The organism is Thermanaeromonas toyohensis ToBE, from assembly GCF_900176005.1.
In the GTDB taxonomy this organism is placed as follows: Bacteria; Bacillota; DSM-521; order Neomoorellales; family Neomoorellaceae; genus Thermanaeromonas; species Thermanaeromonas toyohensis.
Genome location: NZ_LT838272.1, coordinates 2,173,840 through 2,191,889, shown reverse-complemented (window position 1 = coordinate 2,191,889; position 18,050 = coordinate 2,173,840). Strand labels below are relative to the sequence as shown.

Genomic DNA, 18,050 nt, shown 5'->3' with positions numbered 1-18,050 from the left:
GAGCGAGGAGGAACCGGAAAGTGGAAGAACCCATCCAGATCGGCCTCCTAGGCTTGGGTACGGTGGGAGGGGGGGTCTTTAAACTCCTCCAGAGCAACGGCCAGGAGATAGCCCTTAAACTGGGGAGGCCTTTAGAGATAAAAAGAATCCTGGTACGGGACGTAACACGGCCCCGTTCTGTTAACGTAAACCCTGAACTCCTTACTACTGATCCCTTGGCCATCCTAAAAGATCCGGAAATAGATATTGTAGTGGAAGTAATGGGGGGGCTTGAGCCGGCCCGGGAATATGTACTGGAGGCCCTCCGGCAAGGTAAAAGCGTAGTTACCGCTAACAAGGACCTCCTGGCCCTCCATGGTAAGGAGCTTTTCGCCGCTGCCGAGGCTACAGGCCGGGATCTCCTCTTTGAAGCGAGTGTAGGTGGAGGCATCCCCATTATCCATTCTCTCAAAGAGTGCCTGGCGGGAAACCGCATCAGCCAGGTTATGGGGATCGTGAACGGCACTACTAATTACATCCTCACTAAAATGAGCCAGGAAGGCCGGCCCTTCGCTGAGGTTTTAGCGGAAGCCCAGCGTTTAGGTTATGCTGAACCCGATCCAACCTCAGATATCGAAGGGGATGATGCGGCCCGTAAAATGGCCATCCTCGCCTCCATTGCTTTTGGCACCCGTATTACTTATCCCCAGGTATACCACGAAGGCATCTCCCAGCTTCATCCCCAGGATATAAAGTATGCTGCCCGGTTGGGGTACGCCATAAAACTTTTAGGTATAGCCCGGGAAGAAGAGGGGATGGTGGAGGTCCGGGTTCACCCGGCCCTGGTACCCCTCGAGCACCCTTTGGCTATAGTCCAAGGGGCCTTCAATGCTATTTTTGTTGAGGGCGACGCTGTAGGGCAAGCTATGTTTTACGGCCAAGGAGCCGGGGAGATGCCCACGGCCAGCGCCGTAGTAGGGGATATTATGGAGGCCGCCCGGAATCTTATCCACGGTACGACAGGACGCTTGTCCTGCACTTGCCTAGCCCATAAACCGGTAAAACCCATATGGGATATTGAAACGCGGTATTACCTCCGTATGATCGTCAAGGACCGGCCGGGGGTTTTGGCCGCCATCGCTAAAGTTTTCGGCGACCGGCAGGTGAGCCTGGCTTCCGTAATCCAGGTAGGGATGGTAGGAGAACAGGCCGAGCTGGTATTTATAACCCATAAGGTACGGGAGCAAAACTTACGGGAAGCGGTGGAAATCATCTCCGGTCTTCCGGTGGTAAACCAAGTAGCTAGCGTTATCCGGGTAGAAGGGGGGCCGGAACAATGAGGTGGCCCGGAGTCCTTACAGCTTATAAGGAATTCCTGCCGGTCACCGAAAAAACCCCCCTCATCACCCTTTTGGAAGGCAATACACCCCTTATCCCGGCAGGTAGGCTTTCCCGCGAGCTAGGCCTAAGGTTATATTTTAAATATGAAGGGCTTAATCCCACTGGTTCTTTCAAAGACCGGGGTATGGTCATGGCTGTGGCCAAGGCCCTGGAGTCTGGATCGCGGGCCATCATGTGCGCATCAACTGGGAATACTTCAGCCTCTGCGGCCGCCTATGCTGCCCACTGCGGCCTTAAGTGTAGTGTACTTATACCTGAAGGTCATATCGCCCTGGGGAAACTCGCCCAGGCCCTTTTTTATGGAGCCCAGGTCATAGCCATCCAGGGAAACTTTGATGCGGCCCTAGCCCTGGTGCGCAAAATCACCTCCGAGCACCCCATAACCTTGGTGAACTCCCTTAATCCCCACCGTATAGAAGGGCAGAAGACAGCGGCCTTTGAAGTATGCGATGCTTTAGGTGAGGCTCCGGATTATCTGGCTATACCCGTGGGCAATGCCGGGAACATAACGGCTTATTGGAAAGGGTTTAAAGAATATAAGGTGGCAGGGAGAAGTAGGAAACTTCCCCGGATGATAGGCTTTCAGGCGGAAGGTGCGGCTCCCATTGTGAAAGGCCAGATAATCCCTAATCCCCAGACGGTGGCCACCGCCATCCGTATAGGTAACCCGGCTAGCTGGCGCCCAGCGGTAGAGGCAGCCCGGGAATCTGGGGGATTTATCGATAGCGTTACCGATGAGGAGATCCTAGCTGCTCAGCGCTTGCTCGCCACCGCTGAAGGGATATTTGCCGAACCGGCTTCGGCCGCTTCCCTGGCCGGGGTCATCAAATATGTTCAGAAAGGGCTATTTAAGCCTGAAGATGTAATCGTATGCGTATTGACCGGTAATGGTCTTAAGGATCCCGACATAGCTATAAGACAGGCCGGCCAGCCCTTATCCCTACCACCGGATGAGGAGGCGGTCCTGGAGGTTGTATTGTAACTTAAGGCAGGAGGAAGGCGAGGAAGCTGTATGCCCCGAGTGCGGGTCCCAGCCACTACAGCCAATCTAGGCCCTGGTTTTGATGCCCTAGGGCTGGCCTTAGAATTATATGACTATGTCTCTATAGAAGAAGCTCCTGAACTCGAGATAACCGTACAGGGAGAAGGCGAAAACTCCATTCCCCGGGGACCGGATAATATAGCTTACCGGGCGGCTGCTGCCGTATACGCCCGGGTAGGGCGGAAGGTGCCTGGATTTAAAATCGCCTTTGAAAACCATATTCCGGTGGCCAGGGGCTTAGGTTCCAGCGCGGCAGCCGTGGTGGCGGGGCTGGTGGGAGCTAACGCGCTCCTGGGCTATCCCTTGCCCCAGGAAGAGTTAGTATCCTTGGCTGCAAGGCTTGAAGGCCATCCAGATAATGTGGCCCCTGCCCTCTTAGGGGGCCTGGTAGTAGTGGTCTTAAACGGCCAACAAGTGTACTACCAGCGCCTGGACCCGCCGCCGGGCTTAAGCCTGCAGGTAGCCATACCCCATTTTACCTTATCTACTAGGGTTTCCCGGGGTGTCTTACCAGCCATGGTACCGGTGGAAGATGCTGTATTTAACTTAAGCCGAACGGCTTTGCTTATTGCGGCAGCGCAAGCAGGGGATCTAGAGCTCATGGGCAAGGCTATGGAAGACCGCTTGCACCAACCCTATCGCCTGCGCCTCATCCCTGGAATGCCTTACGTATTTGAAGCGGCCCTTAAGGCTGGAGCCCTGGCGGTGACTTTAAGCGGATCAGGACCTGCCGTTATAGCCTTCTGTCGTGGAAGCTTACCTAAAGTAGGAAAGGCTATGAAGGAGGCCTTTGAGGAGCACGGCGTGAAATGTGAGGTCAAAGAACTTAAACCTGCAAGCCAGGGCGCTATTCTTTGTTAATGCAGGCATATCAGGCGGGATGAAACTTCACCGTACCGAGGAGGAGAAGGGTTAACTATGGCCTTGATTGTACAAAAGTACGGGGGTACATCTGTGGATGGCCCAGAGAGGGTAAAGAATGTAGCCCGCAGGGTAGTGGAGACCCGGCGGGCTGGACACCAAGTAGTGGTGGTAGTTTCAGCGCCTGGCGATACTACCGACCGGCTTATAGCCATGGCCAAGGAAATAAGCCCCAATCCCCCTGCCCGGGAGCTGGACATGTTGCTAGCTACAGGAGAGCAGATGTCCATAGCTCTTCTGGCCATGGCCATACAGGATCTGGGAGAGCCGGTGATCTCCCTTACCGGACCCCAAGTGGGCATCTTGACTGATGGAGTGCATACCAAAGCCCGCATCCTGGAGGTTAACTGCACAAGGCTAAGACGCGAGCTGGAAGCGGGCAAAATCGTGATTGTGGCTGGGTTCCAGGGTGCCACACCCGATAACGAAATTACCACTTTAGGACGGGGGGGTTCGGATACTACCGCTGTAGCCCTGGCCGCGGCTTTAAAGGCAGACCTCTGCCAGATTTATACCGACGTAGACGGGGTCTATACAGCTGATCCCCGGGTGGTTCCTGAAGCCCGCAAACTCTCTTGTATTTCTTACGATGAAATGCTGGAACTGGCCAGTCTAGGGGCCAAAGTCCTTCAGGCTCGCTCGGTGGAGTTCGCCAAGCTCCATAAGGTAGTCTTAGAAGTCCGCTCAAGCTTTAACAATAATGAAGGCACCATAGTGAAAGAGGTGCAGGATATGGAAAAAGCCATGGTAGTAACCGGCGTAGCCGGTGACCGCAATGTAGCCAGGATAGCTATCTATGATGTTCCTGACCGGCCGGGCATCGCCCGGGCCCTTTTTGAAGCCCTGGCTAAGGAAAACATCAATGTAGATATGATCGTGCAGAGCGCCATGCGGGACGGTATAAATGATATAGCCTTTACGGTAGCCCGCGATGACCTGGCTAAAGCCGTGGAAGTGACGGAAAGGGTCAAAGAACAGATCGGGGCCAGCGCCGTAGCTTATGATGACAAGGTAGCCAAGGTTTCCATCGTGGGTGCGGGAATGATCACCAATCCTGGGGTGGCAGCGGGTATGTTCGCCTGCCTAGCTGAGGAAGGTATCAACATCCACATGATAAGCACCTCCGAGATAAAGGTATCCTGCATTATCGATGAAGAACACCTTACCAGGGCCATGCAGGCCCTACACAAATGGTTTAGGTTAGATCAGGAAGCTTAGATCATGTAGGCGGCCCTGAAAGTAGGCCGCCTGTGTTTCTTTAAACTTTGGGAGGTTGGCTGGTATCCCCAGAAGATATCTTTAGCAAACGAAGCTCCGCATCCTGGTTACGAAGCCTTATATGTTGCTTAAATTCAATAAGAATGTCTAAGATCTCGTGCAGGAAGGGGCTACCGAAGGTAGAAAGGAGCCCCACCACTATCATATTAAGGAGCCGATAGAGGCCAGGGTGGCTAACTTTAAGGGCGGAGAGGAGCCCATTTATACCCAATAACCCGAAGACATCCACGGCCGCCATACCAGCTAGTAGAGCAGCCACCACGGCGCTAACCAAAAGCACGCGGGTTCTCCTTTTTTCTTCCTTTATAGGGTCGGCCTCTTCCTTACCTAGCCAGGGCCAGCGGGCTTTAAGCTGTTCCACTATCCCCTGGGTGGCAGCAAAGATGGCCCCCATAATCGTTAAGAAGCGGTTAATATCTTCCAAGGTTATCCGCTCCTTTCTTAAAAGAGTGCTTACACCATATGCTATTCTTTTGAAATACCCCTTGCTATAGGGGGTAGAACTCCAGTATAATAAAAACGACAAGTCAATAAGGAAGACGGGATGGCTACCTCTATAGGTAGCCGAGGGAAGTCAGTGAGAATCTGACGCGGTCCCGCCACTGTGACAGGGAGCAGGCCCACATCAAAAAGCCACTGGGCTTTAGGTTTAAGCCTGGGAAGGCGTGGGTAGCGATGAACTGGAGCCAGGAGACCTGCCTGTCTTCTTTGTACCATGTCCCTACGAGGGATAGGGGGTGGTGCATGATAAGCTAGCGCCTTCTGTTACCGTGGTAGGGCAGAAGGTTTTTTATTTTTCCAGGTGGCTTGGCCTCGAGAAGGCAAGGCCTAAAAGGTTGAGACGGGAGGAGGAGCCGCCTCAAAAAGGTTCCCTTCATAAAAATTAATGGAAGGGTAACTTGAGGTAGGCTATGACTGCCGCCCGGGAAGACCTGCCTGGTGAAAGAGGGGTGGGTTTGTCTCCCGGGGGCGAAATTTAAGCCTTTATCTATCCCCGGTAGTGGACAAACCGGGGTTTTTTCGTAATCTCTCCATGGGGGGCGAGATAAGAGCCCATGGTACGGAGGGCAGGTGAGGGGGAAGGAAAAGCTATACTGGTAATCGGGGGTACAAGGGAAAGCCGAGAATTAACGCGCAGGCTCGGAGATCAAGGTTATACTGTGGTGGTCTGGACAGGCAGCGAGTACGGGCGGAAACTTGCCCTAGAGGATGGGGCGAACATAACCCTTATAGAACCTATTAGTGAAGAAGCCTTACAGCGCGTAATTCAGGAACATGGAGTTAATATGGTAGTAGATTTTAGCTTGCCTTATCCTAATGAAGTTTCCACTTTACTGGAGGATTACTGCTCCAGGTGGAACCTCCCTTGTGTACGTTTCTTCCGTTCTGAGACAGAGCTTCCCCGCCACCCTTTGATCCATGAAGTCTACGGGTGGGCCGAGGCAGCCCAAGTGGCCGCGAAACTGGGGAATACCATTTTCCTTACCACCGGTACCTACAACCTGGAAGTATTCCTATCCAGCCAGGAATTGAAGGGCAAGCGAGTAGTGGTCCGGGTTTTGCCCGAACACCGCGTGATCAAAAAATGCCAGGATCTGGGGCTTACTCCCCGGGATATAGTAGCCATGCAGGGCCCCTTTTCCCGGGAATTAAATAAAGCTATATTCAGAGCCTACAAAGCTAAAGTAGTGGTTACCCGGGACTCGGGCCCTCAAGGAGGGACAGATACTAAAATAGAGGCCGCCTTAGATCTCCGTATACCTGTAGTAGTTATTAAACGTCCCCCTATAAAGCACCAGCATCCGGTAACCTCTCTGGAGGAAATATTTAAACTTTTAGGCGAATAGCCTTAAGGAGTAAGAAAGGAGGCCAGGGTTTTTAACCCGCTAAAGATGCTTTCTAGATATATCAAATTAATTTTAACTCTAACTTCCTACCTTATTTTCGTTTCCCTCTTAGCGCCGCCCCCAGCCTATGCCATGCACATCATGGAAGGGTTCCTACCCCTAGGCTGGGCAGCCTTCTGGTTTCTTTTAGTTCTTCCCTTCTGGGCCTGGGGGTTAAAGAGCCTTAAAGTGAAGGTTTCTGGTCAACCCAGTCTTAAACTTCTTCTGGGCCTGGCAGGGGCTTTCACCTTTGTCCTCTCTGCTTTGAAACTTCCTTCGGTGACCGGAAGCTGTTCTCACCCTACAGGAGTAGGTTTAGGGGCCATCCTCTTCGGGCCAGCAGCCATGAGCGTACTAGGCGCTATAGTGCTCTTGTTCCAGGCCCTTCTCCTGGCCCATGGTGGGTTAACCACTTTAGGAGCCAATACTTTTTCTATGGCTGTAGTAGGCCCTCTGGTTTCTTACGGTATTTATAAGTTCTTGCAGAAAGCCAGGGTACCTTTAAGCATCAACATTTTCTTAGCTGCCGCCTTAGGGGATCTGGCCACCTACGCCGTTACTTCCCTGCAGCTAGCCCTGGCCTTCCCAGCACCGGATACTGGGATCTGGGGATCCTTCGTTAAGTTTATAGGGATCTTTGCGGTGACCCAAATCCCTCTAGCCATCAGTGAGGGTCTACTCACTGTGGTGGTGTTTAATTACCTCTTTGCTTACAACAAAGAAGAACTTAAAGAGTTAGCTGTCCTGCGGGAGGAGGGAAACTAAATTGAACCTAGCTTGGAAAAATACCCTTTTGCTTCTTATTGTAATAATCCTTGTCGTAGCCCCCTTCATAATCCAAAAAGGGGCCGAGTTTGGAGGGGCGGATAGCCGGGCTGAAGAGGTGATAAGCGAAGTTAAGCCCGAATATAAGCCTTGGTTTAACGTCTTATGGGAGCCACCCAGCAGCGAGGTAGAAAGTTTTCTCTTCGCTACCCAGGCCGCCATTGGGAGCGGTATTGTCTGCTACTATTTAGGCTATCTTAAGGGGCGGAAGGATAGGGAGGGAAACCGTGAGCGTCCTTGAGCAGTATGCTTACAGCAACCGCCTCCGGTTTGTACACCCAGGGGAAAAGATACTTTTTGCCCTGGCTACCTTGATTTTCCTTTTAGGGACGTCCCAAACTAAGGTATATCTACTTGTACTGGTTGTGATGAGCGGCCTTTTAATAGGTATGGCGGGCATCCCTATAGCTTTTTACTTGCGGCTCCTTCTTTTACCCCTTTCGTTTTTAATAACCAGTGGAGCCGGTATAGCCCTTACGGTTACCCTTAGTTCCTCTAAAGAATTCCTCTTTAGCTTGTCCCTGGGAAAATTAACTCTAGGGGTGACCCAGGCGGGCCTGTTGGCTGCTTTTCAGATCTGTCTTAAGGCCTTGGCCAGCGTCTCTTGCCTTTATTTCCTGGCCCTGACCACTCCTATGGTGGAGATCACTAATGTACTTTGCCGTCTCCGGGTTCCAGGATTATGGATCGATCTCTTGACTCTGGTCTACCGTTTTAGTTCTGTTCTTTTGGATACAGCTACAAAGATGCATATCTCCCAGTCTTCTAGGCTAGGTTACAGCTCCCTATCCCGTTCCTTTCGTTCCTTGGGGTATCTTATAAGCAACCTATTTCTTAAAACCTATGAACAGGCTAGAATGTTAAATATAACTTTAAGTTCCCGGGGTTATCAGGGAGAATTCCGCGTCCTGGAACCCTCCTTCCGCCTTTCCCAGCGCAATTTAATTTTGATTGGGCTATGGTTAATAGGGCTAGGAGCCCTAGCCTGGCTCGGGGGAGGTGCTTAAGGGTTTGTCTTACATATTGGCTACAGAAAGCCTGGAATACACCTATCCCAATGGTACCCAGGCTTTAAGGGGAGTTTCTTTAAAGATAGTAAAGGGTAGTAAGACGGCTATCTTAGGCCCTAACGGAGCTGGAAAATCCACCCTATTTTTACACTTTAATGGGATTTTAAAACCCCAGCGGGGAAAAGTAATATATGAGGGGAAGGAGCTGCGGTATGATCGGGCTTCCCTTTTAAACTTGCGTCAAAAAGTGGGTATTGTGTTCCAGGATCCCGATACCCAGCTTTTTGCGGCCAGCGTGGTACAAGAAGTATCCTTCGGTCCCTTTAACCTGGGCTTGTCGTCCACGGAAGTCAAAAAAAGGGTGGAAAAGGCTCTGGCCCTTACGGGAATAGAGGATCTAGCTGATAAACCTACTCATTTTTTAAGTTATGGGCAAAAGAAACGGGTATGCCTGGCCGCAGTCCTGGCTATGGAACCTGAGGTCCTTATCCTTGATGAGCCCACAGCTTACTTGGATCCCAAGCTGGTAAAGCAGCTTGTGGATTTCCTAGAGGAGCTTCACCGGGCAGGCCAGACAGTGATCCTTTCTACCCACGACGTGGATCTAGCTTACACCTGGGCTGATCAGATTTTTATTCTTAAGGCAGGTGAGCTAGCTGCTAAAGGTCGGCCTGAAGAAGTGTTTGCCGACCAGGAACTGGTAGAAGGGGCGGGTTTGGCCCTCCCCTGGATATGGGAAGTCTACCAGAAGCTTAAAGAGTTGGGCTGGCCCCTGGAGTTCCCCCCTCCCCGGAGCAAAGAAGAGCTTTTAAAAAGGCTCCCCTGCCCGCCGGAAACCCGGGTGCCTTTGCGGGTAGTAGCCAGTTCTTCCCTTTAAGCAGTTGAATATAATAACAAAAAGTCATATAATCCATGCAGGTAAGTTCAAAGTGAGGGGAGAAATAAAATTTTAAGCCAAATTTTAGGGCAAAATAAAACTCAGCGAGGGAAAGGCTTACATAAAGCATGATATATCTAAACAATGCAGCCACTTCCTGGCCCAAGCCCGAAGATGTGTATCGAGCCGCTGATTATACCTTACGCCATCTAGCAGGAAGCCCTGGCCGGGGCCATAGCTCCTGGAGCCTGGAGACTGGCCAGACCTTGGTGGAAACCCGGGAGCTTTTAGCTACCCTCTTTAATATCCAGGAACCAGAGCATATAATCTTCACCTCTGGCGCCACTATGTCTTTAAACTTAGCCCTTAAAGGCTTCCTTAACCCCGGAGATCATGTAATCATAAGCAGCATGGAGCATAATTCGGTGGCGCGGCCCCTCTTCTCCCTCCGGGCCTCCGGGGTGGAGGTTAGCATAGCTCAGTGTTCCCCGGAGGGAACTTTAGATCCCCGGGAAGTAGAAGCCCTTATCTCTCCCCGCACCAAACTTATCTGCTTAACCCACGCTTCCAACGTGACGGGCGCTATCCTACCCATAGCTGAAGTGGGGGAGATAGCCCGGCGCCATGGTGTATACTTCCTAGTGGATGCTGCCCAGACCGCTGGGGAGCTTTCTATTGACGTGGAAGAAGCCCATATAGATTTTTTGGCCTTCACCGGCCATAAAGCCCTTTTCGGACCCCCGGGCACGGGCGGCCTGTATATCCGCCATCCGGAAAAACTTTATCCCCTTATAGAAGGAGGAACGGGTAGCCACTCAGAAGCCTTTACCCAGCCCGAGATAATGCCCGATAAGTTTGAAAGCGGCACCCCCAATGCTCCTGGTATCGCAGCCTTGGGGGCAGGAGTGAAATTTATCCTTAAGACCGGGCTAGAGCGCATCCGTGCCCACAACCTAAGGCTCTTAGAATTTCTTTTAGAGGGCCTAAAGGAGATACCCGGCCTCACCCTTTACGGCCCCGGTAAAAGTGATTCCATGATCCCTGTAGTCTCCCTCAATATTGAAGGCATCTCCCCTGGGGAGGCCTGCGCTTGGCTGGCCGAACGTTACGGTATTATAACCCGCTCTGGCCTGCACTGCGCCCCTCTCGCCCACCAGACCATAGGCACCCTAGCTACAGGCACTTTACGTTTAAGCCCCGGTTTCTTCAACACCGAAGAGGAGATAGAGAAGGCCCTCGCCGGTTTAAGGGAACTGGTCAAGGAGGTGAGGGGCGAATGCAGGAGTTTACCCTTTTTACCTTTCCCTCCACCCACCAGGCCTTAAAGGCCGAAAGGGTGCTACAGGCCGCAGGATTAGAAGGGAGGCTTTTGCCCATGCCCCGGGAGATAAGCTCGTTATGCGGCCTGGTCCTAGAAGTAGATAGGGAGGAAGAAGGGAAGGCTTTGGAGGTTCTTAAGGGGGTAGTAAAGCTCGAAAAAAAGGTAAGGATCCGGAAAGAGCAGGGCTTACTTAAAGATATTGAGGAAGTGATAGAACTAGAAGGTCAGGGGGCTGGATAAAAAAGTGGCGGCAAGGGCGCCGGCGTGGGTTTTGCGCAGGTTTAAAAGTGCCGTAGGATATTATATAGGTTGTCGCGCTGGGCGGGGAGAAAACCGGCCCTTTTGATCACCCTTATGATCTCTTCCTTAGAGCAGCGGTGGACAGCTCCGGCGGCCCTCACCACGTTTTCTTCTAGCATGGTGGAGCCGAAATCGTCGGCGCCGAAGGAAAGGGCGATCTGGGCCACTTTTGGTCCCTGGGTTACCCAGGAAACCTGTATATGGGGAATGTTATCGAGATAAATCCGGCTTATGGCTAAGGTACGCAGGTAATCTACAGCTGTGGCCGGCTGGCCTCCTAAACTAGTGTTTCCTGGCTGGTAACTCCAGGGTATGAAGGCGGTAAAGCCCCCTGTCTCATCCTGGAGCTTTCGTATTGCTTCCAGGTGCTTTAGGCGATCCTCGAGGGTTTCTATACTTCCGAACATCATAGTAGCTGTAGATCTTATCTTTAAGCGGTGGGCTACCCGCATAACCTCAAGCCAGCGGGAAGCAGGGGTCTTACGGGGGCTTAAGTTTTCCCGCACCCTATCCACTAATATTTCAGCGCCCCCGCCAGGCAAAGAATCGAGCCCGCTTTCCTTTAGCCGGCGGAGCACTTCTTCTAGGGATAAGCCTTCCTGCTGGGAAAGAAAGTCTATCTCTACAGGAGAAAGGGAGTGCAGGGTGATAGGATAGCGAGCCTTAATGTCGCGGAACAACTCTTCAAAATAGGAAAGCCTTAAATTCGGGTTAAGCCCCCCCTGCATTAATATTTGCGTCCCCCCGGCTTTTAAGGTTTCCTCGATCTTCTCATAAATTTCCTCCCTCGTTAATACAAACCCTTCAGGGTGGCCAGGGGGCCTAAAAAAGGCACAAAAGCGACAGCCGCAAATACAAATGTTCGTGTAATTTATGTTCCGGTCCACTACAAAGGTAACCACGCCTTCCGGATGAAGGCGTCGCCGTACCGTATCCGCCAGATACCCCAGAAGAAGGGTATCGGCCCTTTCCCAGAGCTTAAGCCCTTCCTCAAAGGTGATCCTTTCCCCAGCGAGGACCTTTTCTATAATCTCCTGCATTTATAGTTCCTTCACCCCCTAGGGCTGCCAGATCTCTATCTGGGGGAAGGTGGGAAGCCAGCCTTCCCTATAAGCATACTGGTAAAAAGTTCTTAAGCCTTCTAGATACTTAGGGGTAAGGTCGTGCTGTAAAACATGGAAATACTCAAGGAGAAGGGAGAAGGGTAACCCTGAGAGCCTGGAAGCTTGCAAGGCTAATTCCTTAAGATGCTCTTTCCCCCATTTTTTAGAATCCACCAACCCCCGCCATATAACTTCCACCTTTTCAGGGTACTCCCGGGCAAAGCTTCTCTTTACCACCCACAGGGCGAATACCATAGGCTGGCCAGTGAACCTGTGCCACTCTTCCCCTAGATCATAAACAAACAGGCCTTGGCTTTTGTTTACCCAAAGCAGAGCTTCATCTCCTATGGCCAAAGCCGCTGCTGGTTCTTTACAGCCTGGCTTTGCCCACCATAATGAGACGCCTGCCGGCCGGGTAAAAAAGTGCGCCTTTACACCATAGAAACTTTTAAGCAAAATAGAAAGCAGAGCCACGCTAGTGGAGGAATAAGGAGTAAGGGAAATATATTTGCCTTCTAACTCTTTTACCGGCAATTTACTGAGCAGAGCCACGCTTTTAACCTGGCCCAAGGAGGAGATGGAAAGATCAGGCAGTATAAGGCATTGCTCAAAGTGGTAAGCATAAGCCAGGGAAGATACCGCCGTGATCTCCAGCTCTCCTTCCGCCAAGGCCCGGTTCAACTCCGCAGGATGCCCGGCTACCACGTGGCCAGGGATACTTATCCACCCCTGTTCCAGGGCATAAAAAACAGGCAGGCAGTTTAAATAGGCCACCCTGCCTATGCGGGGAAAAATAGCTTCTGCTTTTTCATTACCCATCGCTCATCCCATCTATCTTATCTTTGCCATACTTTACTAGTATCTCCGAACAACATTATACAGAGTATCCCGTTCCACTGGAATCCGGCCGGCCTCCCGGATAAGGCGTAAGAATTCTTCCGCTGGGTGGTACTGGGGGGTCTCGGCGCCAGCATCATGGGCGATGTGCTCTTCTCGCACTGTCCCATCTAGATCATCTACCCCGAAATGCAGGGCTATCTGGGCCACCTTGGGGGTAAGCATTATCCAAAAGGCCTTGATATGATCAAAATTATCTAGAAGAAGCCGCGAGACAGCTAAAGTTTTTAAATCGTCATATCCCGTGGTGGGGGGTAGGTGGGCTAATTGGGTGTTGGCAGGGTGAAAGGGCAGGGGGATAAAGGCCATGAACCCTCCCGTCTCGTCCTGCTGTTTGCGCAAGGCTAGAAGGTGATCCACCCGGTCTGCAAGGCTTTCGATGTGCCCATACAGCATAGTGGCATTGGAACGCAGGCCTAACTTATGGGCGGTGGCGTGCACCTTAAGCCAGCGCTCCCCGCTAATCTTGCGGGGGCAGATCTCTTTACGTATGGCCGGGTTAAAGATCTCGGCCCCACCTCCAGGTAAGGAACCTAACCCTGCTTTTTTTAGCCGGAGCAGCACTTCTTCCACGCTAAAGCCCGAGATCTCACTTAAAAAATCGATTTCCACCGCATCGAAGGCCTGCAAATGGGCGTTGGGCAGGATTTCCTTTATAGTGCGCAGCATATCTTCGTAGTAACTGAAAGGAAGGGCGGGATTAAGGCCGCCCACAATATGGATCTCAGTGGGATTATACTCCCGGTAACGCCGGGCCTTTTGGGCGATCTCCTCTAAGGTCAACGTATAAGCCCCTTCTGCCCCGGCGGGCCGGCCAAAGGCGCAGAAACGGCAAAGATTCCGGCATATGTTAGTATAATTAATGTGGGCGTTGTTGATAAAATAGACTTCATCACCCACCTTTCGCCGGCGTACAAAATCGGCCAAAAAACCCAAGGCCAGGAGATCATTGCTCTCCATCAGGCGTATCCCGTCTTCCCTGCTTAGCCTTTCCCCCTGGAACACCTTTTCAGCTATATCCCCCAGGGGGCCCTTAAGAACAGCTTCCTTAAGCATTCTCCTTTTCCCCTTAAATTTACTTAAAGAACTATTTTGGCCGGCCGCGTCCTATGTTTTCTGGCCGCAGTAGAGTCTCTTTACGCAAGTTTTGGCATTCGCAGGTATCCTCTAAAGGGGCTTCCGCTAAAGCCCGGAAAATAATCCGGGCGAAGGGCTCCGCTTGCTTAAAGAAAATATCTTTTAAAACTTTATGCTCCCAGGGCTTTACCACCCCTTCAGCGTAGTTCACCACTAGATATATGCCTGCATAGCAGGCCCCTATCTCCCGGGCCAGGTATACCTCAGGGCACAGGGTTTGCCCGACTATGTCTGCCCCCCACTGCCTAAAGACACGGATCTCCGCTTCGCTCTCAAAGTGGCGCCCTTCGGTAACCAGATAGACCCCCCGCCCGAACACGCGGTTAAGGGGCATTTCTTTAGCTACCCGTAAAAGTGTAAAGCGTAAGGAAGGGCACAAGGGCTGCCGCATGATAAGAAGATAATCTTCGCTTAAAGTTATGTGGCGCCTTAAGGAAAAATCTATATAATCTGTAGGGATTACGATATCTAGGGGGTCGAGTAAAGGATTAATGCTCCCCACACCGCCTTCGGCGATCACCTTCTTTACTCCAGCCTTGTTTAAGACCCAGAAGAGCCGCCGGGAGGCTTCCCCCCAAGGGATCCCTGGCATCCGGCCGTGCATTTTGACAGTCAGGACCAGCCGCGGGGGAGTAGTAGGAAGGGAAAAAAGTTTAAAAGGCGGGCTAGGGCCAAAGGGCGTAGAATAGACTAGTTCCCGGCCTAAAACTTCAACCCCCGGCAAGCCCAGATCCTCCGGCAAGTCTAGGGAAAAGGTCCCCGAACCCCCGATAAAGGCTAAAGGTACCTGGGGGATCTCCTGTTCTTTAAGCATAGAAATCCCCCTTTCTCTCTCTACTTACTCTACCTCTTTACTCCGTTAGCGTCAAGAACAGTAAATTTAAAAAGGTGGTATAGCCGGTAGGCGCCTTTTATGTTCGCTTCCCGTGGCCAAGGCCTTAATCCGCTCAGCTACTTTAGGAGGAGCCTCTCCTGTTAAAAGGTAGTGATCAAGCTCAGCATAAGTTAACCCCATCTCCCCTTCATCCGTCTGGCCCTCCCATAGACCAGCGCTGGGAGGTTTGTTGATGATCTCTTTAGGCACCCCGAGATAACTCGCTAGCTCCCTAACCTGAGTTTTAACGAGGTTGCCTAAAGGTAAAATATCTACACCTCCGTCGCCATATTTAGTAAAATAACCGACAGCTAGCTCGCTCCGGTTACCAGTGCCTACCACCAGATAATTAAGCTCGTTGGCCCAATAATAAAGAACAGTCATGCGTAAGCGCGGCTTCAAATTGGCCAGGGCCAGGGAGCGCTTCTCCGGATCATAGGGATGGCCAGTCAAGGCTTCCACCAGGGTATCGTACACCGGATCTAAGAGCACAGTTTTAACGGGGATAGAGAAAATTTCCGCTACCCGGCGGGCATCCTCCGCATCACGGGGATGGCTATGACAGGGCATGATAAGCCCCAAGCAAGCTTTAGGAAAGGCGCGATGGCAGAGGGCTGCTACCGTAGCAGAATCCACCCCTCCGCTTAAACCAAATACCACACCCCGGCACCCGCCTTCCTTTACTTTCTCCTGGATCCAGGAAACAAGTTTTTGGGCTAATTCTTCCATAAAATAGGCCCCCTTTTGATATAAAGCCTCTATCCTTAAATAAAAGAAAAAGCCCGCAGGTTTTAACCCCGGGCTCCTTCGCCCTTTTTTATTATACCCCGCTTATCCTTTTACCTCAAGGCTTTATTCCTTTTTCCTCCCCTTTTTAAATAAGAATAGCCTTTTTACATGGGACAGGTAAGATAAAGGCGAAATATTACATTTTCCGTAGAAGGGTTAACCGAAAGTATCCAGGATTTTAAAAATAATGTAGGTAAAAACATACCTACCTTTATTTGTCTTTTAGGGGCTACCTGGAAAATAATTGTTATAACAAAAATCCTTAATTGACGTTATAAAAAAGGAGGCACTAAAATGCGGTTTTATCCCTGGCTTAAAGAACAAGAACTAGCCCATCTTAATTGCCTAATTCCCATTCATCACCTGGAAGATGGGGGAAATTACACTGAGCTATGGTTTTCCAGTGGGAAAAAGTATCTAGCCCAAAATAGGCTAAAGACTGTTATCCAGTACATTGCTTGTTATCTAGGGGTAAATATTAAGCAGGAGTTAGCGGCTTGGGCAACTGAAGCTAGGCGCCACGCCTTACCCCTTGTATTAGGCCCTAACTTTACCCTAGTTCCTATCCCGGTAAGGCGCCCACCTTTTAAGGATGCTGGCGGGACAGGTTATGTAGTAAGGCAGAAGATCCTCTCTTGGGAGAAAGTAGAAGAAGGAGAGTTCCGCACTTGTCTATGGCTTGCTGGGGGTCAGAGGCTATTCTGTTTGCTAAATCCTTTAAGCCTTCTTATGCGCTTGGCTGAGGCAGATAAGGTAACCCAACGTAGCCAAAAACTTTATGCCCAGCTTTTAGGCCAGGAAGAGATACCTTAAACAAACCTTTAAAGACAGAAATCAAAAAACCTAACCTCCAAAAGGTAAGCCCTCCTAGTTTAGCTAAGGAGGGCTTTTTTAACGGATAAACCCCCGCTTACCTTGAAGCCATTCCATAGTTTTTGCCCGCGAATACATTAATATCACTGGTGAAGTGGGAAAGGTCTTTACTATGTACACCATAAGTGAACGCTGAATGTGTACTATACCCTAGTACCCTATATACCAAAATTAAGTCAAATTCACAGTACAGGCAGAAACCCTACACAGTAGGACATCGACTAAGCATCTACACCTACAATACCCTCAATGCTCGTGTTCACTAAGGGTGAACACTATGTAGTTAGGCTTACAGAACTTTATGTTCCGCTGGTGCCTTGCTTAAAATGTTCGAGAGAATTTTTTGTATCCTCTATTGCTTTAAACTGACAGTTGTGTTATAGTATATAGCAGGATTTACCGTATGAGGGAGGTACTTCCTATGAGGGGATATTTTAGGTTTATGGCCAAAGGCGTACGAGTGGATCTTAAAGTTGAACAAGCTTTTCTAAAGGAGGTACTGGGTGACACACTGAAAAAGTTTTTAGAAGGCTGCTTGATGAGCGGGATATGTGAATGGAAACCTGTAGAAGAAGATACACCTGCTACCCCTACTTCTGCTCCTACTGCTGTGCCTGTTGAGCAAGCAGAACCGTTGCTAACCTTACCTGAGCTACGAGCTCAAGCTAATGTGGCTAATAATAAGGAACTAGTTACCCTGGTGATTTATTATGCTGATTATTGCCAGAAAAACCCGCCAAGCAACGAGGAAATCCGGCGGCTTTTGCGGGAGGAGCTTAGAGAGAAGGACGTAGTGCTGAACAGCATGACTACCTACCTACAGAGGGCTAAAAGACAAGGCTGGGTAGCCCAGGAAGGTAAAAGATGGCGCATAACCTCTACAGGCCTTCAAAAAATCCAACAGATGCTGGGTTCTTCCACATTAAGCAAGGGGGCTTAAAGATGGTAAGTGAATACGCCTGGCTTAAGGAACTCACAAAAGTGATCTGCTTTGTCCCTGTTTATGTAGAAGGTGTGGGTGGGGGAAACTTTACGGAAGTGTGGATGGAAGATGGTAGAAAGTACCTTGTCAAGAAGAAAATCAAGACAGTGTTAAAAAACGTAGCCTCTTTCCTGGGCGTTGATATCCGGCAAGTGTATGCCGCTTGGGCTGTAGAAGGGCGTAAATATGTCCGCCCTTTAGCTTTAGGACCCTACATGACCCTAGTACCAGTGCCTGTACGTCGCCCCCGTACGCGGGATGAAGGGGCTACGGGTTATGTGGTAGTCCAAAAGGTTTATTCCTGTAGCAGGGTGCAAAAAGAAGAGGCCCCCAAGGGTTTTCAAAGCGTTATTCAGTTTGAAGGAGGACAAAAGCTGTTCTGCCTCATCAAATTTGAGCGGCTCGCCCCACGCATACAGGAAGGACAGAATGTCAGGCAGCAGAGCCAAAAACTACACGAAGGGTTAGCAAGAGAACCGCTGATGGAGAAACCGGGAACTTACATGACTATACGGGTGAACAAGGACACAGGCGAAATACTTGTGTTTTAGGTCA

General features: G+C 50.7%; 20 protein-coding genes and 1 riboswitch. Of the genes, 14 read left to right on the top strand and 6 right to left on the bottom strand.

From position 1 onward, the window contains the following. The first annotated feature begins 20 nt into the window (after window positions 1-20). The 4 genes from B9A14_RS11340 to B9A14_RS11325 are packed head-to-tail and all read left to right on the top strand — an operon-like array spanning window position 21 to window position 4,561. The gene (locus B9A14_RS11340) at window positions 21-1,319 is read left to right on the top strand and encodes a homoserine dehydrogenase (RefSeq protein ID WP_084665801.1); all 1,299 of its coding nucleotides are present in this window, start codon (window positions 21-23) and stop codon (window positions 1,317-1,319) included. Continuing rightward, window positions 1,316-2,362, top strand: a complete 1,047-nt coding sequence (gene thrC / locus B9A14_RS11335) for a threonine synthase (RefSeq protein ID WP_084665800.1) — start codon at window positions 1,316-1,318, stop codon at window positions 2,360-2,362. Before B9A14_RS11340 ends, thrC begins: the two co-directional genes overlap by 4 nt. A gap of 30 nt (window positions 2,363-2,392) precedes the next feature. Beyond that, window positions 2,393-3,283, top strand: coding sequence for a homoserine kinase (thrB, locus tag B9A14_RS11330; RefSeq protein WP_084665799.1), 891 nt, complete (start codon window positions 2,393-2,395; stop codon window positions 3,281-3,283). Window positions 3,284-3,340: 57 nt separating this feature from the next. Beyond that, window positions 3,341-4,561 (top strand): aspartate kinase, encoded by a 1,221-nt coding sequence (locus tag B9A14_RS11325; RefSeq protein WP_084665798.1) that lies wholly within the window; start codon window positions 3,341-3,343, stop codon window positions 4,559-4,561. 40 nt (window positions 4,562-4,601) lie between these two features. On the opposite strand, the gene B9A14_RS11320 is transcribed toward B9A14_RS11325, so the two are convergent. Beyond that, window positions 4,602-5,045: a hypothetical protein gene (locus B9A14_RS11320; RefSeq protein ID WP_084665797.1), complete on the bottom strand. Its 444-nt coding sequence runs from the start codon at window positions 5,043-5,045 to the stop codon at window positions 4,602-4,604. A 100-nt stretch (window positions 5,046-5,145) separates the two neighbouring features. Continuing rightward, window positions 5,146-5,338: riboswitch (cobalamin riboswitch) on the top strand. Window positions 5,339-5,676: 338 nt separating this feature from the next. Between B9A14_RS11320 and cobK the strand changes: the two genes are divergently transcribed. The 7 genes from cobK to B9A14_RS11285 all read left to right on the top strand — a co-directional run bounded on the left by cobK (window position 5,677) and on the right by B9A14_RS11285 (window position 10,780). After that, window positions 5,677-6,468: a precorrin-6A reductase gene (gene cobK / locus B9A14_RS11315; RefSeq protein WP_084665796.1), complete on the top strand. Its 792-nt coding sequence runs from the start codon at window positions 5,677-5,679 to the stop codon at window positions 6,466-6,468. Window positions 6,469-6,513: 45 nt separating this feature from the next. Further along, on the top strand, window positions 6,514-7,272 hold the full coding sequence (locus tag B9A14_RS11310) for an energy-coupling factor ABC transporter permease (protein WP_231967719.1): 759 nt from the start codon (window positions 6,514-6,516) through the stop codon (window positions 7,270-7,272). 1 nt (window position 7,273) lies between these two features. Then, window positions 7,274-7,573: an energy-coupling factor ABC transporter substrate-binding protein gene (locus tag B9A14_RS11305; protein ID WP_084665795.1), complete on the top strand. Its 300-nt coding sequence runs from the start codon at window positions 7,274-7,276 to the stop codon at window positions 7,571-7,573. Then, window positions 7,560-8,339: a cobalt ECF transporter T component CbiQ gene (cbiQ, locus tag B9A14_RS11300; RefSeq protein ID WP_084665794.1), complete on the top strand. Its 780-nt coding sequence runs from the start codon at window positions 7,560-7,562 to the stop codon at window positions 8,337-8,339. Before B9A14_RS11305 ends, cbiQ begins: the two co-directional genes overlap by 14 nt. 4 nt (window positions 8,340-8,343) lie before the next feature. Beyond that, window positions 8,344-9,219 carry an energy-coupling factor ABC transporter ATP-binding protein gene (locus B9A14_RS11295; RefSeq protein ID WP_084665793.1) on the top strand — a complete coding sequence of 292 codons (876 nt, stop codon included), beginning with the start codon at window positions 8,344-8,346 and terminating at the stop codon, window positions 9,217-9,219. Window positions 9,220-9,347: 128 nt separating this feature from the next. Next, entirely contained in the window at window positions 9,348-10,544 is a 1,197-nt protein-coding gene (locus B9A14_RS11290; protein WP_084665792.1) for an aminotransferase class V-fold PLP-dependent enzyme, read from the top strand. Next, on the top strand, window positions 10,496-10,780 hold the full coding sequence (locus tag B9A14_RS11285) for a putative Se/S carrier protein (protein ID WP_084665791.1): 285 nt from the start codon (window positions 10,496-10,498) through the stop codon (window positions 10,778-10,780). The genes B9A14_RS11290 and B9A14_RS11285 overlap by 49 nt, the downstream gene beginning before the upstream one ends. Before the next feature lie 41 nt (window positions 10,781-10,821). Here B9A14_RS11285 and mqnC read toward each other — a convergent pair whose 3' ends face one another. From mqnC to nadE, 5 genes are all read right to left on the bottom strand, one after another. Beyond that, window positions 10,822-11,880 (bottom strand): cyclic dehypoxanthinyl futalosine synthase, encoded by a 1,059-nt coding sequence (mqnC, locus tag B9A14_RS11280; protein WP_084665790.1) that lies wholly within the window; start codon window positions 11,878-11,880, stop codon window positions 10,822-10,824. Between the two features lie 18 nt (window positions 11,881-11,898). Then, on the bottom strand, window positions 11,899-12,762 hold the full coding sequence (locus B9A14_RS11275) for a menaquinone biosynthetic enzyme MqnA/MqnD family protein (protein WP_084665789.1): 864 nt from the start codon (window positions 12,760-12,762) through the stop codon (window positions 11,899-11,901). A 36-nt stretch (window positions 12,763-12,798) separates the two neighbouring features. Next, window positions 12,799-13,896, bottom strand: a complete 1,098-nt coding sequence (gene mqnE, locus B9A14_RS11270; protein ID WP_084665788.1) for an aminofutalosine synthase MqnE — start codon at window positions 13,894-13,896, stop codon at window positions 12,799-12,801. Window positions 13,897-13,927: 31 nt separating this feature from the next. After that, window positions 13,928-14,791, bottom strand: a complete 864-nt coding sequence (locus B9A14_RS11265) for an MTAP family purine nucleoside phosphorylase (RefSeq protein ID WP_084665787.1) — start codon at window positions 14,789-14,791, stop codon at window positions 13,928-13,930. Between the two features lie 66 nt (window positions 14,792-14,857). Beyond that, entirely contained in the window at window positions 14,858-15,580 is a 723-nt protein-coding gene (nadE, locus tag B9A14_RS11260; protein WP_084665786.1) for an NAD(+) synthase, read from the bottom strand. A 354-nt stretch (window positions 15,581-15,934) separates the two neighbouring features. On the opposite strand from nadE, the gene B9A14_RS11255 reads away from it, so the two are divergent. The 3 genes from B9A14_RS11255 (at window position 15,935) to B9A14_RS11245 (ending at window position 18,046) form a co-directional block, all read left to right on the top strand. Continuing rightward, the gene (locus B9A14_RS11255) at window positions 15,935-16,453 is read left to right on the top strand and encodes a hypothetical protein (RefSeq protein ID WP_084665785.1); all 519 of its coding nucleotides are present in this window, start codon (window positions 15,935-15,937) and stop codon (window positions 16,451-16,453) included. 481 nt (window positions 16,454-16,934) lie between these two features. Next, window positions 16,935-17,453 (top strand): hypothetical protein, encoded by a 519-nt coding sequence (locus B9A14_RS11250; protein WP_084665784.1) that lies wholly within the window; start codon window positions 16,935-16,937, stop codon window positions 17,451-17,453. Window positions 17,454-17,455: 2 nt separating this feature from the next. Beyond that, complete coding sequence (locus tag B9A14_RS11245) at window positions 17,456-18,046, top strand: hypothetical protein (protein WP_084665783.1); 591 nt, start codon at window positions 17,456-17,458, stop codon at window positions 18,044-18,046. The last annotated feature ends 4 nt before the right edge of the window (window positions 18,047-18,050 follow it).

Coding starts and splice junctions, on each gene's coding strand:
- thrC (WP_084665800.1), top strand. CDS start 1,316: ATGAGGTGGCCCGGAGTCCTTACAGCTTATAAGGAATTCCTGCCGGTC.
- thrB (WP_084665799.1), top strand. CDS start 2,393: ATGCCCCGAGTGCGGGTCCCAGCCACTACAGCCAATCTAGGCCCTGGT.
- B9A14_RS11325 (WP_084665798.1), top strand. CDS start 3,341: ATGGCCTTGATTGTACAAAAGTACGGGGGTACATCTGTGGATGGCCCA.
- cobK (WP_084665796.1), top strand. CDS start 5,677: ATGGTACGGAGGGCAGGTGAGGGGGAAGGAAAAGCTATACTGGTAATC.
- B9A14_RS11310 (WP_231967719.1), top strand. CDS start 6,514: ATGCTTTCTAGATATATCAAATTAATTTTAACTCTAACTTCCTACCTT.
- B9A14_RS11290 (WP_084665792.1), top strand. CDS start 9,348: ATGATATATCTAAACAATGCAGCCACTTCCTGGCCCAAGCCCGAAGAT.
- B9A14_RS11285 (WP_084665791.1), top strand. CDS start 10,496: ATGCAGGAGTTTACCCTTTTTACCTTTCCCTCCACCCACCAGGCCTTA.
- mqnC (WP_084665790.1), bottom strand. CDS start 11,880: ATGCAGGAGATTATAGAAAAGGTCCTCGCTGGGGAAAGGATCACCTTT.
- B9A14_RS11275 (WP_084665789.1), bottom strand. CDS start 12,762: ATGGGTAATGAAAAAGCAGAAGCTATTTTTCCCCGCATAGGCAGGGTG.
- mqnE (WP_084665788.1), bottom strand. CDS start 13,896: ATGCTTAAGGAAGCTGTTCTTAAGGGCCCCCTGGGGGATATAGCTGAA.
- B9A14_RS11265 (WP_084665787.1), bottom strand. CDS start 14,791: ATGCTTAAAGAACAGGAGATCCCCCAGGTACCTTTAGCCTTTATCGGG.
- nadE (WP_084665786.1), bottom strand. CDS start 15,580: ATGGAAGAATTAGCCCAAAAACTTGTTTCCTGGATCCAGGAGAAAGTA.
- B9A14_RS11255 (WP_084665785.1), top strand. CDS start 15,935: ATGCGGTTTTATCCCTGGCTTAAAGAACAAGAACTAGCCCATCTTAAT.
- B9A14_RS11250 (WP_084665784.1), top strand. CDS start 16,935: ATGAGGGGATATTTTAGGTTTATGGCCAAAGGCGTACGAGTGGATCTT.
- B9A14_RS11245 (WP_084665783.1), top strand. CDS start 17,456: ATGGTAAGTGAATACGCCTGGCTTAAGGAACTCACAAAAGTGATCTGC.